This is a genomic window from Bradyrhizobium sp. B039, assembly GCF_038965675.1.
Taxonomy (GTDB): Bacteria; Pseudomonadota; Alphaproteobacteria; order Rhizobiales; family Xanthobacteraceae; genus Bradyrhizobium; species Bradyrhizobium diazoefficiens.
This window is the reverse complement of record NZ_CP152416.1, coordinates 592247-606674: the sequence shown is the minus strand read 5'-3', so window position 1 is coordinate 606674 and position 14428 is coordinate 592247. Positions and strand designations below refer to the sequence as shown.

General features: G+C 65.2%; 13 protein-coding genes. 9 read left to right on the top strand and 4 right to left on the bottom strand.

All coding sequences use genetic code 11. The features are described 5' to 3' along the window. Window positions 1-116 precede the first annotated feature (116 nt). From AAFG50_RS02730 to AAFG50_RS02720, 3 genes are all read right to left on the bottom strand, one after another. A complete protein-coding gene (locus tag AAFG50_RS02730) occupies window positions 117-866 on the bottom strand; it encodes a hypothetical protein (protein WP_028175144.1) in 750 nt (249 codons plus the stop codon). A 2-nt stretch (window positions 867-868) separates the two neighbouring features. Further along, window positions 869-1660: an enoyl-CoA hydratase gene (locus tag AAFG50_RS02725; RefSeq protein ID WP_028175145.1), complete on the bottom strand. Its 792-nt coding sequence runs from the start codon at window positions 1658-1660 to the stop codon at window positions 869-871. A gap of 154 nt (window positions 1661-1814) precedes the next feature. Next, the gene (locus AAFG50_RS02720; RefSeq protein ID WP_011082976.1) at window positions 1815-3020 is read right to left on the bottom strand and encodes an ABC transporter substrate-binding protein; all 1206 of its coding nucleotides are present in this window, start codon (window positions 3018-3020) and stop codon (window positions 1815-1817) included. A 346-nt stretch (window positions 3021-3366) separates the two neighbouring features. Between AAFG50_RS02720 and AAFG50_RS02715 the strand changes: the two genes are divergently transcribed. Both AAFG50_RS02715 and AAFG50_RS02710 read left to right on the top strand, forming a co-directional pair. Further along, complete coding sequence (locus AAFG50_RS02715; RefSeq protein ID WP_162185883.1) at window positions 3367-4167, top strand: thermonuclease family protein; 801 nt, start codon at window positions 3367-3369, stop codon at window positions 4165-4167. A gap of 133 nt (window positions 4168-4300) precedes the next feature. Next, complete coding sequence (locus tag AAFG50_RS02710) at window positions 4301-5692, top strand: M48 family metalloprotease (RefSeq protein ID WP_028175147.1); 1392 nt, start codon at window positions 4301-4303, stop codon at window positions 5690-5692. Between the two features lie 178 nt (window positions 5693-5870). On the opposite strand, the gene AAFG50_RS02705 is transcribed toward AAFG50_RS02710, so the two are convergent. Further along, a complete protein-coding gene (locus AAFG50_RS02705) occupies window positions 5871-7199 on the bottom strand; it encodes an MFS transporter (protein ID WP_028175148.1) in 1329 nt (442 codons plus the stop codon). A 181-nt stretch (window positions 7200-7380) separates the two neighbouring features. Here AAFG50_RS02705 and cyoA point away from each other — a divergent pair, with 181 nt between their 5' ends. Genes cyoA through AAFG50_RS02670 form a run of 7 tightly spaced genes read left to right on the top strand, consistent with a single transcriptional unit; the run spans window position 7381 to window position 14306 of the window. Further along, window positions 7381-8541, top strand: a complete 1161-nt coding sequence (cyoA, locus tag AAFG50_RS02700; protein WP_028175149.1) for a ubiquinol oxidase subunit II — start codon at window positions 7381-7383, stop codon at window positions 8539-8541. 11 nt (window positions 8542-8552) lie between these two features. Further along, the gene (cyoB, locus tag AAFG50_RS02695) at window positions 8553-10550 is read left to right on the top strand and encodes a cytochrome o ubiquinol oxidase subunit I (RefSeq protein WP_028175150.1); all 1998 of its coding nucleotides are present in this window, start codon (window positions 8553-8555) and stop codon (window positions 10548-10550) included. After that, on the top strand, window positions 10551-11180 hold the full coding sequence (gene cyoC, locus AAFG50_RS02690) for a cytochrome o ubiquinol oxidase subunit III (RefSeq protein ID WP_011082983.1): 630 nt from the start codon (window positions 10551-10553) through the stop codon (window positions 11178-11180). It begins immediately after the preceding gene. Next, window positions 11177-11557: a cytochrome o ubiquinol oxidase subunit IV gene (cyoD, locus tag AAFG50_RS02685; protein WP_011082984.1), complete on the top strand. Its 381-nt coding sequence runs from the start codon at window positions 11177-11179 to the stop codon at window positions 11555-11557. The genes cyoC and cyoD overlap by 4 nt, the downstream gene beginning before the upstream one ends. Next, a complete protein-coding gene (locus AAFG50_RS02680) occupies window positions 11554-12414 on the top strand; it encodes an SURF1 family protein (protein ID WP_028175151.1) in 861 nt (286 codons plus the stop codon). Before cyoD ends, AAFG50_RS02680 begins: the two co-directional genes overlap by 4 nt. Beyond that, window positions 12386-13783, top strand: coding sequence for an ATP-binding protein (locus tag AAFG50_RS02675; protein ID WP_028175152.1), 1398 nt, complete (start codon window positions 12386-12388; stop codon window positions 13781-13783). Before AAFG50_RS02680 ends, AAFG50_RS02675 begins: the two co-directional genes overlap by 29 nt. Beyond that, window positions 13773-14306, top strand: a complete 534-nt coding sequence (locus AAFG50_RS02670) for a response regulator transcription factor (protein WP_011082987.1) — start codon at window positions 13773-13775, stop codon at window positions 14304-14306. The genes AAFG50_RS02675 and AAFG50_RS02670 overlap by 11 nt, the downstream gene beginning before the upstream one ends. Window positions 14307-14428 lie beyond the last annotated feature (122 nt).

Genomic DNA, 14428 nt, shown 5'->3' with positions numbered 1-14428 from the left:
CGAAGGATGAGCGGCCCGGCCGGTGGCCGTTCATCCTTCGAGGCTCCCTGCACGGCGCTGAGCACCGTACAGCTCGCACCTCAGGATGACGGTTTGAGAGCTACGAAGGCGAGAGCTCACGCATTGAGCCGGAACGTCACTCCGCCCAGCAAGAACTCGTTGCCAGCCACCGCGTGGCCTTTCGCCCTCGCCGCGTGCAGCACGCCCGCGACATCAGCCACCCGGAACTCCAGCGCGCTCATGATCTCGCTAGGCCCCTTCACGAAACGAAAAGTTGCGTTGGGCAGCCTCAGCTCCGCATCGCTTGGCGCAACCCCGATGATCCCGCCCCAGTGCTCCGCCAGCCCCGCTGGATCCGGGCTCTGCATCTCCACCGCTGTCAGCGCCTGCGTCACATCCTTGCGGATGAATTTCTGCCAGTCCGGTCCCGCCGGCGGATACGGCCCCAGAATGTCGTCGCTGCCTTTGGTGTGGTTGAACTCGATGAAGGCCGCGCGGCAGTCGCGCGGATGGAGCTGCACGCCGTGATACGGCGCGTGGTCGATCACGTTCGCCGTGCGCACGCCGAGCGCGTTGGCGTTGCGGCCGCGCTCGTCCGGATCGTTGCAGCAGAAGATCGCCATGTAGCCGCCGCGGCCGCCGGTCTTCTCGATGAAGCGGCCGGCGGTGGTGCCATCCTTGAAGGGTGCGACCACCTCCAGCAGGATCGTGTCGACCGGGAGCAGCGCGTTCTCCAGGCCGTATTTTGCGACGTTGCCGTCGCGGTAGCAGACGGCGAGGCCCATGATCTCCGCGATGTCGGAGATCACGGGCGCGAGCTGCGGCGCGACCAGGCAGATCTGTCGCAAGCGCACATAGGGCGCCATGATCATGCGCCCTTGAAGGTCGGCTTGCGCTTCTCGACGAAGGCCTTTGCGGCCTCCTTGTGGTCCTCGGTGTCGCCGCAGCGGGTGTGGTGGATCGCCTCGCCGTCGAAGCAGTCCTCCAGCGCCAGATGCTCGGCATTGTTGATGTTGCGCTTGATGAAACCAAGCGCGATCGAGGGGCCCTGCGCCAGCGACAGCGCGAGCTCGTGGGCGGCAGTGTCGATCTCGGCGTCGGGCACGACCTTCGTCACCATGCCGATGGCCTGCGCCTCCTTCGCGCTGAGCACCGGCGACATCAGATAGAGCTCGCGCGCCCGCGCGCTGCCGAGCAGCTGGGTCAGGAAATAGGTGCCGCCGTAATCGCCGGAGAAGCCGACCTTGGCGAAGGCGGTGGTGATCTTGCAGGATTCAGAGGCGATGCGCAGATCGCAGGACAGCGCCATCGAGAGGCCGGCACCGGCCGCGGCGCCGTCGAGCTGCGCCACCACGGGTTTCGGCATCTGGTGCAGGATGCGCGAGACCTCCATGCCGCGGCGCAGATTCGCAAGCTTCTGCTCGAACGGCAGCGGCGCGCGGCCCTCCGCCATCGACTTGACGTCACCGCCGACACAGAACGAGCCGCCGGCGCCCTTGAACAGCACCGCGCGCACCTCCGGATCGTCAGCCGCGCGCCGCGCCGCCTCGACCAGCCCGCGCACCATGTCCGGGTTGAGCGCGTTCTTCCGTTCGGGGCGATTCATCGTGATGGTGAGCAGCCCGCCTTCGAGCTTTTGCAGGACCATGTCGTTGCTCATGGGACGTCTCCCTCTTGTTGTTTGTTGTTTCGTCATTCCGGGGCGCGCCGACCGTTAGATTGTCGTTCCGGGGCTCGCGAAGCGAGAACCCGGAACCTCGAGATCCCGGGTTCGCTTCGCGCCCCGGGATGACGTCATGACTTACGTCACGCCGTCACTTCTTCACCAGCGGGCAGCGCGACTGCTCCAGCGACTGGAACGCTTCGCTGCCGGGCACGGTGGCGAGCAGCTTGTAGTCGTCCCAGCGGCCCTTGGATTCCGACGGCTTCTTCACCTCGAACAGGTACATGTCGTGGATCATGCGGCCGTCCTCGCGGATCTTGCCACCCTTGGCGAAGAAATCGTTGATCGGCGTCTCCTTCATCACCTTGATCACCGCAGCCGCATCCGTCGTGCCCGCCGCCTTCACGGCTTTCAGGTAATGCGTCACGGAGGAGTAGACGCCGGCCTGCGCCGAGGTCGGCGGCCGCTTCATGCGCTCGGTGAAGCGCTTCGAGAATGCGCGCGTGTCGTCGTTGAGGTCCCAGTAGAAGGCTTCCGCCAGCAGCAGGCCTTGCGCGGTCTCCAGTCCGATCGAATCGATATCGGTCACGAAGGCCAATAGCGGCGAGACCTTCTGGCCGCCCTTGGTGATGCCGAACTCGGCCGCCTGCTTGATGGCATTGACGGTGTCGCCACCGGCGTTGGCGAGGCCGATCACCTTGGCCTTGGAGGCCTGGGCCTGGAGCAGGAAGGATGAGAAGTCCGACGTGTTGAGCGGATGGCGCACGCCGCCGAGCACCTTGCCGCCGGTCTTGGTGACGACGGCGCTGGTGTCCTTCTCCAGATCCTGGCCGAAGGCGTAGTCGGCGGTGAGGAAGAACCAGGTGTCGAGGCCCGACTTCACGGCCGCAAGGCCGGTCACGTTGGCCTGGCCGTAGGTGTCGAACACGTAGTGCACGGTGTAGGGACCGCAGGCCTCGTTGGTGAGACGGATCGAGCCCGGGCCGTTGAACATGATGATCTTGTTGCGCGCCTTGGCGATCTCGCCCGCCGCAAGCGCGGTCGCGGAGGCCGCGACGTCGTAGATCATCTCGACGCCCTGGTTGTCGAGCATGTCGCGGGCGATGTTGGCGGAGAGATCCGCCTTGTTGAGATGGTCGGCCGCCAGCACCTGGATCTTGCGTCCCAGCACCTCGCCGCCAAAATCCTCAGCGGCCATCTTGGCCGCGGTCTCGCTGCCGGGACCGGTGATGTCGGCATAGAGGCTCGACATATCGAGGATGCCGCCGATCTTCAGGGGCGGCTTGTCCTCGGCCTGCACGGCACTCGCACTCAGGGCCAACGCGGCGGCAAAAATGCCCGGCAAAATTCTCGTCATCGAAAAAGACCTCCCTTATCGCGCCGTACTCTGATGGCGGCTTGGTTATTGCTCTTGGTTATCGCTATTGCCGCAATCATGCCGCATGCGCGAGAGGGCAGCAAGCGCGAGAGGCGTGCAGGTCGCGCCATCGTCACGCGTTTTCCGCAAAGCGGAATGGTGGAATGACGCACGACCTTTCCGCACCATCATTGCGAGCGCAGCGAAGCAATCAGACCGTCACCGCGGGGATAGTCCTGGATTGCTTCGCTGCGCTCGCAAAGACGCATATGAGGCAGTGGCTGAGCGTCACACGGCCACTGGATCGGATCGAAGCACTTCGTCGTTGGCCTCGTTTGAGTTAAGAGTGGAGCGTAACGCAACCTTCCCGGGCAACGTGACGCGACTGCTTCACCTCATCGTCGCACTTCTTCTCGTCGCGGGTCGCACTGCGTTCGCGGCGCCGTGCCGGTTCGAGTCGCAGGGCGATGGCCGCGTCGCCGCGATCGTCGATGCGCGCAGCGTGCGCCTGGACGACGGCCGCGAGATCCGCCTCACCGGAATCGAACAGACCGCGACGACGAAGCAGGCGTTGGCTTCGCTGCTCGTCGGCCGCGACGTGACGCTGCGGAGCGCCGACGACACGCCGGACCGCTATGGGCGCCAGGGCGGGTTGATCTTCATCGGCGAAAGCGACACCCCGGTGCAGGCGATGCTGCTGGCCCAGGGCGACGCCATCGTCTCCGCCGAGATTGCCGACAGGGACTGCGCGGCCGCCCTGATGTCGTCCGAGGCCGAGGCGCGGCGCCAAAAAAAGGGCAACTGGGCTGACCCGTCGGCCATAAAAAACGCGGAAAGTCCGGACGATATTTTGGCCGGGATCGGGCGTTTTGTGGTGGTCGAGGGCAAAGTCCTGTCGGTCCGGCAAGCTGGGGCAATGACCTACCTCAACTTCGGACGGAACTGGACACGCGGCTTTGCCGTGACTATTTCAAGGCGCGCGTTACCGGCGTTCGAAACCGCCGGGATAGCCCTTAAGTCCCTGGAAAATCGACGTATTCGAGTCCGGGGCTGGGTTGAGGGGAATACGGGGCCGCGTATCGATGTGCGCCTCGTTGGACAGGTCGAGTTGCTGGGTGCAAACGAGCCGGCAGGGGTAAGGCCTTAAACGGGCCGGGCACGGGTTAAGCGACGTGAATGGGGTGCTAGAACAGCACTGGACGGGTGAAGGCCGCCGCCTTCGGGCTGCGCCGGCCGTGCTATGCCTTTTGCTGGGCACGGCGCTCGCCGGTTGCGGCGACATGAACCGGTTCCAGACCGCGGCGGCCCCGCCGACGGTCGCGATGCCCAAGCCGAAGCCGGCCGTCGCGCAGACCCCCGCCACCGAAAAGGAGCACGAGCGCATCCTGGCGAGCTATGGCGGCACCTATGACGACCCGAGGCTCGAATCGCTGGTCACCAAGACCGTCGACCGGCTCGTCGCCGCCTCCGACCGCCCCGACCAGGGCTACCGGGTCACCATTCTGAATTCCGGCGCGGTCAACGCCTTCGCGCTGCCGAACGGCCAGCTCTATGTCACGCGCGGTCTTCTTGCGCTCGCGAGCGATACGTCGGAGTTGTCCTCCGTGCTCAGCCACGAGATGGCGCATGTGCTGTCCAAGCACGCCGCGATGCGCGAGGACCAGGCGCGCCAGGCCGCGATCGTCACCCGTGTTGTCACCGACATGAGCAACGATCCCGATCTCACCGCGCTCGCGCTGGCCAAGACCAAGCTCACCATGGCGAGCTTTTCGCGCAACCAGGAGTTCGAGGCGGACGGCATCGGCGTCGGCATCTCCGCCAAGGCACATTTCGACCCGTATGGTGCCGCGCGCTTCCTTTCCGCGATGGAGCGCAATGCCGAGCTCAAGGCCGGCAAGACCTCGCTGGATCCGCGCGCGCAGGACTTCACCTCGTCGCATCCGGCAACCCCGGAGCGTGTGCAGAACGCGCAGACCATCGCGCGGCAATACGTCGCTCCGGAAGGAGGCGAGCGCGACCGCGAGAGCTATCTCGCCGCGATCGACAACCTCGTCTATGGCGAAGACCCGAGCGAGGGTTTTGTCCGCGGCCGGCGTTTCCTGCATCCGAAGCTCGGCTTCACCTTCCAGGCGCCGGACAATTTCACGCTCGACAACACCGCGCAGGCGGTGATCGGCGTGCGCGACGGCGGCTCGCAGGCGATGCGCTTCGACGTGGTGCGGGTGCCGGCCGAGCAGTCGCTCGGCGATTACCTCAATTCGGGCTGGATGGAAGGCGTCGAGAAGGCGTCCACGGAAGACATCACCATCAACGGCTTCCCGGCCGCGTCCGCCACCGCCAAGGGCGACCAGTGGCAGTTCAAGGTCTATGCGCTGCGTTTCGGCAGCGACGTCTACCGCTTCATCTTCGCGGCACGGCAGAAGTCGACCGAGAGCGAGCGCAATGCGCGCGAGACCGTCAACTCGTTCCGTCGCCTGACCCTCGACGAGATCCAGGCCGCCCGCCCGCTGCGCATCAAGGTCATCACCGTGCAGCCCGGCGACACCGTGGAATCGCTCTCCCACCGCATGGCCGGCGTCGATCACCCCGCCGAGCGCTTCCGCGTGCTCAACGGCCTCGATCGCAACGCGCAGGTGAAGGTGAGGGATCGCGTGAAGGTCGTGGCGGATTGACGCTGCGCTAAGCGCGCGTCATCCCGGGGCGCTTGGCGCGAACCCGGGATCTGGAGCCACGAAGACACTGCCGTAGGGTGGGCAAAGCGTAGCGTGCCCACCATTTCCGATCGAAATCGTTGAGAGAGGTGGGCACGGCGCCATGCGCCTTTGCCCACCCTACAAGCTCCGCGCTTGACTAAGCGCCCGCGTCCATGTCGCCCGCCTCGCGCTGGCCGCTGAGCCAGAGCGCGAGCAGCGTCCAGAACGCGCCCGAGAGCAGATACGCACCCGAGGCGATGACGCCGAGATTTGTGGCGAGCAACAGCGCGACCAGCGGCGCGAAGCCGGCGCCGAACAGCCAAGCCATGTCGGAGGTCAGCGCCGAGGCCGTGTAGCGATACGCCTGCTTGAAGTTCGAAGCGATCGCGCCCGAGGACTGGCCGAACGACAGGCCGAGCAGGATGAAGCCGATCACCATGTAGATGGTCTCGCCGAACGCGCCGGCGTCGAGCAGCTGCGGAGCGAAGCCGCTGTAGACCGCGATCGCGATCGCCGATCCCATCAGCAGCGACTTGCGGCCGACGCGGTCGGCGATGATGCCGGAGGCCACGATCGCGGCGACGCCGAACACGGCGGCGACGATCTCGATGATCAGGAAGCGCACCGGGCTTTCGCGGGTGAACAGGAACACCCAGGACAGCGGAAACACCGTGACCATGTGGAACAGCGCAAAGCTCGCCAGCGGCGCGAATGCGCCGAGCATGATGTTCTGGCCTTCGCGCGCGACCGTCTCGGAGATGCGCGCGGGCTGCAATTCACGGGTCTCGAACAGCGTCGCGTATTCTTCCGTCGTCACCATGCGCAGGCGCGCGAACAGCGCCACGACGTTGATGGCGAAGGCGACGAAGAACGGATAGCGCCAGCCCCAGTCGAAGAAATCGTCGGCCGAGAGGTTGCCGGCGAAATAGGCGAACAGCGCGCTCGCCACGATCAGCCCGAGCGGGGCCCCGAGCTGCGGCACCATCGCGTACCAGCCGCGCTTGGAGGGCGGGGCGTTCAGCGCCAGCAGCGAGGCCATGCCGTCCCAGGCGCCGCCCCAGGCCAGACCCTGCGCGATACGCGCCAGCGCCAGCAGCCAGATCGCCGCAACGCCAATCTCGGAATAGCCGGGCAGGAACGCGAGCGCCACGGTGGCGGTGCCGAGCAGGAACAGCGCCGAGACCAGCTTGGCCGTCTTGCCGTACTCACGGTCGACCGTCATGAAAATGACGGTTCCGATCGGCCGGGCCATGAAGGCCAGCGCGAAAATCATGAAGGAATAGAGCGTGCCGGTCAGTTCGCTGGTGAACGGAAACACCAGGCGCGGGAACACGATCACCGAGGCGATCGCGTAGACGAAGAAGTCGAAGAATTCCGAGGTGCGGCCGATGATGACGCCGATGGCGATCTCGCCGGGACTGGCCTGGTCGTGGCCGTGCTCGCCCGAGTGGAGGTCTGCCATTGCAGGGGTCTGTGCCGTCGCCATTCGTGCGCCCTTAACGTCCTGAAAACCAAAGCCGACCGCCCGGCGGGGCGCCAGGCAATCCGGGCCTGTCTGGCCCAACATTCCGCACTGCAACATTGGACAAATTGTCCAATGTCCGGATTGTTGCGCCGCAGCTACCCGTTGGCCCCGCAAAGGAAACTCATTCTCAAAGGCTCGGCCCGTGTCCCGTCTCAAGATCCTGGCGCTGCTACCCCTGGCAGCCGCGCTCAGTGGCTGCAACTACGTCGTGCTGGCGCCAGCCGGCGACATCGCTGCCCAGCAGCGCGACCTCGTCATCATCTCCACCGTCCTGATGCTCCTGATCGTCGTCCCCGTGATGGCACTGACGGTGCTGTTCGCCTGGCGCTACCGCCAGTCCAACACCTCGGCCCGCTACGAGCCGGATTGGGATCACTCGACCAAGCTCGAGCTGGTGATCTGGTCGGCGCCACTGCTGATCATCATTTGCCTGGGCGCGCTGACCTGGATGGGCACGCATCTGCTCGACCCCTATCGCACGCTCGGCCGCATCCATGCCGACCGCGCCGTGGACCAGTCCAAGGCCCCGCTCGAGGTCGACGTCGTCGCGCTCGACTGGAAGTGGCTCTTCATCTATCCGGACTACGGCATCGCCACCGTCAATGACCTGGCCGCGCCGGTCGATCGCCCGATCAACTTCCGCATCACCGCCTCCTCGGTGATGAACTCGTTCTACATCCCCGCGCTCGCCGGCCAGATCTACGCGATGCCGGGCATGGAGACCAAGCTCCACGCCGTCGTGAACCACACCGGCACCTACAAGGGCTTCTCGGCGAACTACAGCGGCGCCGGCTTCTCCGGCATGCACTTCGACTTCCAGGGCCTCGACGACAAGGGCTTTGACGCCTGGATCGCCAGCGCCAAGTCCGCCGGCGGCTCGCTCGGCCGCGCCGAATATCTCCAGCTCGAAAAGCCGAGCCAGAACGAGCCGGTGCGGCGCTACGGCACCATCGATTCCGATCTCTACCGCCTGATCCTCAACATGTGCGTCGAGACCGGCAAGATGTGCCAGAGCGAGATGATGGCGATCGACGCCAAGGGTGGCCGCGGCCATGAGGGCCTGAACAACACCCTGCCGCTCGCCTACGACAAGTACGCCCGTCGCGGCACCGCGCTCGGGCCCGAGCCGACCTTCGTCGCCGGCACCTGCACGCCGGATGCGCCGCAGGGCCAGACCACCGCGTCGATCAAGGCGCCGGCCGACACCGCGCCGCTGCTCGGCGCGGGCCTGAAGCGGCCGACCTTCACGCCGCTCAAGTCCTCGTCCTTCTTCCTCGGACAGCGTCCGAAGTCAGACTCCTAAAGAGAGCTCGCATGTCTCCTGATCTTCTCAAGCTCATCTTCGGCCGGCTCGGCCTCGAGTCACTGCCACTGCACGAGCCGATCGTCGTCGGCACCTTCGTGGTGGTCGCGCTCGGCGGCGCCACGCTGCTCGGCGGCCTCACCTATTTCCGTCTCTGGGGCTACCTCTGGCGCGAATGGTTCACCACGGTGGACCACAAGCGCATCGGCATCATGTACATGATCCTCGGCATCGTGATGCTGCTGCGCGGCTTCGCCGACGCGCTGATGATGCGCGGCCAGCAGATGCTCGCGTTCGGTGGCTCCGAAGGCTATCTCAACGCCCATCACTACGACCAGGTCTTCACCGCCCACGGCGTGATCATGATCTTCTTCGTGGCGATGCCGCTGGTCACGGGCCTGATGAACTACGTCGTTCCGCTCCAGATCGGCGCGCGCGACGTGTCGTTCCCGTTCCTGAACAATTTCAGCTTCTGGATGACGGTTGGCGGCGCGGTGCTGGTGATGGCCTCGCTGTTCATCGGTGAGTTCGCCCGCACCGGCTGGCTCGCCTATCCGCCGCTGTCGAACATCGGCTACAGCCCTGATGTCGGCGTCGACTATTACATCTGGGCGCTGCAGGTCGCCGGCGTCGGAACGACGTTATCCGGCATCAACCTGATCTGCACCATCGTCAAGCTGCGGTGCCCCGGCATGACCATGATGAAGATGCCGGTATTCACCTGGACCTCGCTCTGCACCAACATCCTGATCGTCGCCTCCTTCCCGGTTCTGACGGTCGTGCTCGCGCTGCTCTCGCTCGATCGCTACGTCGGCACCAACTTCTTCACGAACGATTTCGGCGGCAGCCCGATGATGTACGTGAACCTGATCTGGATCTGGGGCCATCCCGAGGTCTACATCCTGGTTCTCCCCGCCTTCGGCATCTTCTCGGAAGTGACCTCGACCTTCTCCGGCAAGCGCCTGTTCGGCTACACGTCGATGGTCTACGCCACGGTCGTCATCACCATCCTGTCGTACCTGGTCTGGCTGCACCACTTCTTCACGATGGGCTCGGGCGCCAGCGTGAACTCGTTCTTCGGCATCACCACGATGATCATCTCGATCCCGACGGGCGCGAAGATGTTCAACTGGCTGTTCACGATGTATCGCGGCCGCATCCGCTACGAGCTGCCGATGATGTGGACGATCGCCTTCATGCTGACCTTCGTGCTCGGCGGCATGACCGGCGTTCTGCTGGCGGTGCCGCCGGCCGACTTCGTGCTGCACAACAGCCTGTTCCTGATCGCGCACTTCCACAACGTGATCATCGGCGGCGTGGTGTTCGGCGCCTTTGCCGGCATCAACTACTGGTTCCCGAAGGCGTTCGGCTTCAAGCTCGATGTGTTCTGGGGCAAGCTGTCGTTCTGGTTCTGGGTCGTCGGCTTCTACCTCGCCTTCATGCCGCTCTATGTGCTCGGCCTGATGGGCGTGACCCGCCGCCTGCGCGTGTTCGACGATCCGTCCTTGCAGATCTGGTTCGTCATCGCCGCGATCGGCGCCGGCCTCGTCTTCCTCGGCATTCTCAGCATGCTGATGCAGTTCGCGGTCAGCTTCCTCAAGCGCGAGCAGCTCAAGGACGTCACCGGCGATCCCTGGGACGCGCGCACGCTGGAATGGGCGACCTCCTCGCCCCCGCCGGACTACAACTTCGCCTTCACCCCCGTCGTTCACGACAATGACGCGTGGTGGGACATGAAGAAGCGCGGCTACCAGCGTCCGCTCATCGGGTTCAAGCCGATCCACATGCCGAGCAGCACCGGCACCGGAATCATCCTCGCCGGCTTGGCAACCGCGATGGGATTCGGCCTGATCTGGTACATCTGGTGGCTGGCCGCCGCGAGCTTCATCGCGATGCTCGCCGTCGGGATCGGTCACACCTTCAACTATCACCGCGACTTCGACATTCCGGCTGACGACGTCATCCGGACCGAGGACGCGCGCACCAAACTGCTCGCCGGAGCCAAGTAAATGACTGTCGCTGTCAATCCCTCGCAAACCGGCGAGCCGGTCTTCTATCTCGCCGACGAACACCCGCATCCGGAAGGCTACAGCACCTCGCTCGGCTTCTGGATCTACCTGATGAGCGACTGCCTCATCTTCGCGATGCTGTTCGCCGCCTTCGGCGTGCTCGGCGCCAACTACGCCGCCGGCCCCGCGCCGAAGGACCTGTTCGACCTCGACCTGGTCGCGGTGAACACCTCGATGCTGCTGCTGTCGTCGATCACCTACGGCTTCGCGATGTTGACGATGCAGCAGAACAAGATCGCGCAGACGCAGATGTGGCTGGCGATCACCGGCCTGTTCGGCGCCGCCTTCATCGGCATCGAGCTGACCGAGTTCGCCCACATGATCCATGAAGGCGCAACGCCCCAGCGCAGCGCCTTCCTGTCCGCCTTCTTCACCCTGGTCGGCACCCACGGCCTGCACGTCAGCTGCGGCCTGATCTGGCTGGTCACGTTGATGGTGCAGGTCTGGAAGTTCGGCCTGATCGAAGCCAACCGCCGCCGCCTGATGTGCCTGTCGATGTTCTGGCACTTCCTCGACGTGGTCTGGATCGGCGTCTTCACCTTCGTCTATCTCCTGGGAGTTCTGCGATGAACACCGATACCCACGCCGCTCACGCGGGCGACCATCACCACGACGACGGCCACGCCCACAGCACGTTCTCGGGCTACATGCTCGGCTTCGTGCTCTCGGTCGTGCTCACCGCGATCCCGTTCTGGCTGGTGATGAGCGGCACACTGCCGAGCAAGCAGATCACCGCGCTGGTCATCATGGCCTTCGCGGTCGTGCAGATTGTCGTGCACATGATCTACTTCCTGCACATGAACACGAAATCCGAGAACGGCTGGAGCATGATGGCGCTGATCTTCACCATCGTCATGGTGGTGATCGCGCTGTCCGGCTCGCTGTGGGTGATGAACCACCTCAACAGCAACATGATGCCGATCCACCAGATGAGCGGAATGAAGTGAGCGAATTGGGGACCGTGACGAGCAAGGCAGGACGGGCGCGCCGTAAGGCTGCGCGCCCGTCCTTCTGGCTCACGGTCCTCTCGCTCACGGCCTTTGCCGCTCTGATCGCGCTCGGCGTCTGGCAGATCGAGCGCCGCGCCTGGAAGCTGGCGTTGATCGACCGCGTCGAGCAGCGCGTCCATGCCCCGGCCCAGCCGATCCCCTCGCCCGCTTCGTGGCCTGCGGTCTCCGCCGCAAGCGACGAATACAGGCATGTCACCGTCGCCGGCCGCTTCCTGCATGACCGCGAGACGCTGGTTCAGGCCGTCACCGAGGAAGGCCCCGGCTATTGGGTGCTGACGCCTCTCAAGCGCGACGATGGCACCCAGGTCCTGATCAATCGCGGCTTCGTGCCGCCCGAGCGGCGCGAGGCATCGACGCGCCGGAACGGCAATCCGGACAGCGAGGTCGAGATCACCGGCCTGCTGCGCATGACGGAGCCAAAAGGCGGCTTCCTCCGCAACAACGTGCCCCAGCACAACCGCTGGTACTCGCGGGATGTCGCCGCGATTGCGGCGGCGCGCGGCCTCCACGATGTCGCACCCTTTTTCGTCGATGCCGATGCCGGATCACAAACCGCCCAAGGCCCCATCGAGGGCCCCATCGGCGGATTGACCGTGATCCGCTTTCCCAATAACCACCTGATCTACGCGCTGACGTGGTTTGCCCTGGCGTTCATGCTGGCCGGTAAACTTTTCGTCACATTCGGCGGCGGGCTGTTCCGCCGCGGGCGCTTCGTCCACGAACCGGCCGGCGGCTCCGATGCTGCCGCCCGCAGGACGGGATCAGATGCTGGAACGATCGTCGAACAGACCTGACGACGGAAGAACGCCTCCCCAGGCGTTTGGCGAGCTCGCCGTCACGCTGCAATCGCAGGCGGACGCGCGCAGCGAGCTGATCGGCGCCGCGCCGACCGACGACGAGACCAACCGCAAGAACATGGCGTTGCTGATCCAGCTGCGCTGGACCGCGGTGGTCGGCCAGATCGTGACCATCGGCGGCGTGCATTTCTGGCTCGGCATCCCCCTGCCGCTGGAGCGGATGGGCGCCGTGATCGGCGCGCTGGTGCTGCTCAACGTCTCGAGCCTGGTCTGGGTGCGCCATCGCGCCGCGATCTCCAGCAACGAGCTGCTGGTCGCCTTGATGCTCGACGTCGCCGCGCTGACCGCGCAGCTCTATCTCAGTGGCGGCGCCACCAATCCGTTCACCTCGTTATTCCTGCTCCAGGTGACGCTGGGCGCGGTGCTGCTCGATGCGCGCTCGACCTGGTCGCTGGTGGCGCTGACCTGCGCCAGCTTTGTCTGGCTGACATTGGCGTACCGGCCGCTCGACCTGCCGCCGAACCCGATCAGCGAGGCCTACAGCCTCACCGTGGCCGGCATGCTGTTGGGCTTCGTGCTCAACGCCGTGCTGCTGGTCGTGTTCGTCACCCGCATCAACAGAAACCTGCGCGAGCGCGACGCGCATCTGGCGGCGCTGCGCCAGCATGCGGCCGAGCAGGACCACATCGTCCGCATGGGCCTGCTAGCATCGGGTGCAGCGCACGAGCTCGGCACCCCGCTGGCCTCGCTCTCGGTGATCCTCAGCGATTGGCGCCGCATGCCGGATCTCGCCGCCGATCAGGAACTCGCCGAGGATCTCGCGGAGATGGAGACCTCGCTGCAACGCTGCAAGTCGATCGTGACGGGCATCCTGGTGTCGGCGGGCGAAGCGCGCGGTGAAGGTTCCTCGCCGACGACGGTGACGGCCTTCGTCACCGCACTGGTCGATGAGTGGCGCAACGCCCGTTCGGCGCGCACGCTTTATTTCGTCAACACGTTCGGCGAGGACGTCGCGATCGCCTCGGACGTCGCGCTGAAGCAGGTGATCTTCAACGTGCTCGACAACGCCTATGAGGTCTCGCGCGACTGGGTCGAGCTTCTGGCCGAGCGCGAGGGCGACAATCTCGTGCTGTCGATCAGCGACCGCGGCCCGGGCTTTGCGCCGGAGATGCTGGCGCAGCTCGGCAAGCCCTATCACTCCAGCAAGGGCCGCGCCGGCGGCGGGCTCGGCCTGTTCCTGGTGGTCAACGTTGTGCGCAAGCTCGGGGGCAGCGTAACCGCCGAGAACCACAGGAAGCGCGGCGCCACCGTCCGCCTGACCCTGCCCCTCGCAACGCTCGCGATCGGAGGCAGCTTTGACGCCTGACCGTTCGCTCATCGTCGTCGAGGACGATGAAGGCTTTGCGCGCACGCTGAAACGCTCGTTCGAGCGCCGCGGCTACGATGTCGTGCTCGCCGGTTCGATCGAGGAGGTGCGGAAAGTGCTGGAGGAGCGATCCTTCGGCCACGCCGTGGTCGATCTCAAGCTCGGCGGCGCTTCGGGCTTGGCTTGCGTCGAGCTGCTGCACACGCACGACGAGGAGATGCTGATCGTGGTGCTAACCGGCTTTGCCAGCATCTCGACTGCCGTCGAGGCGATCAAGCTCGGCGCCTGCCACTATCTGGCCAAGCCGTCGAACACCGACGACATCGAGGCCGCCTTCAACAAGGCCGAAGGCAATGCCGAAGTCGCGCTCGATGCGCGGCCGACATCGATCAAGACGCTGGAATGGGAACGCATCCACCAGACCCTGATCGAGACGGATTTCAATATTTCGGAGGCGGCGAGGCGGCTCGGCATGCACCGGCGGACGCTGGCGAGGAAGCTGGAAAAGCGGCCGGTGAAATGAGGCAAGGCCTACTTCTCCTCGTCGTCCTGGACCAGCGAGCAAAGCGAGCGCCGATCCAGGACCCATCACCACAGGCTGCGGTTTGACGAAGGCTGTAACTCCGAGCCGTCGCAGCAACTCAA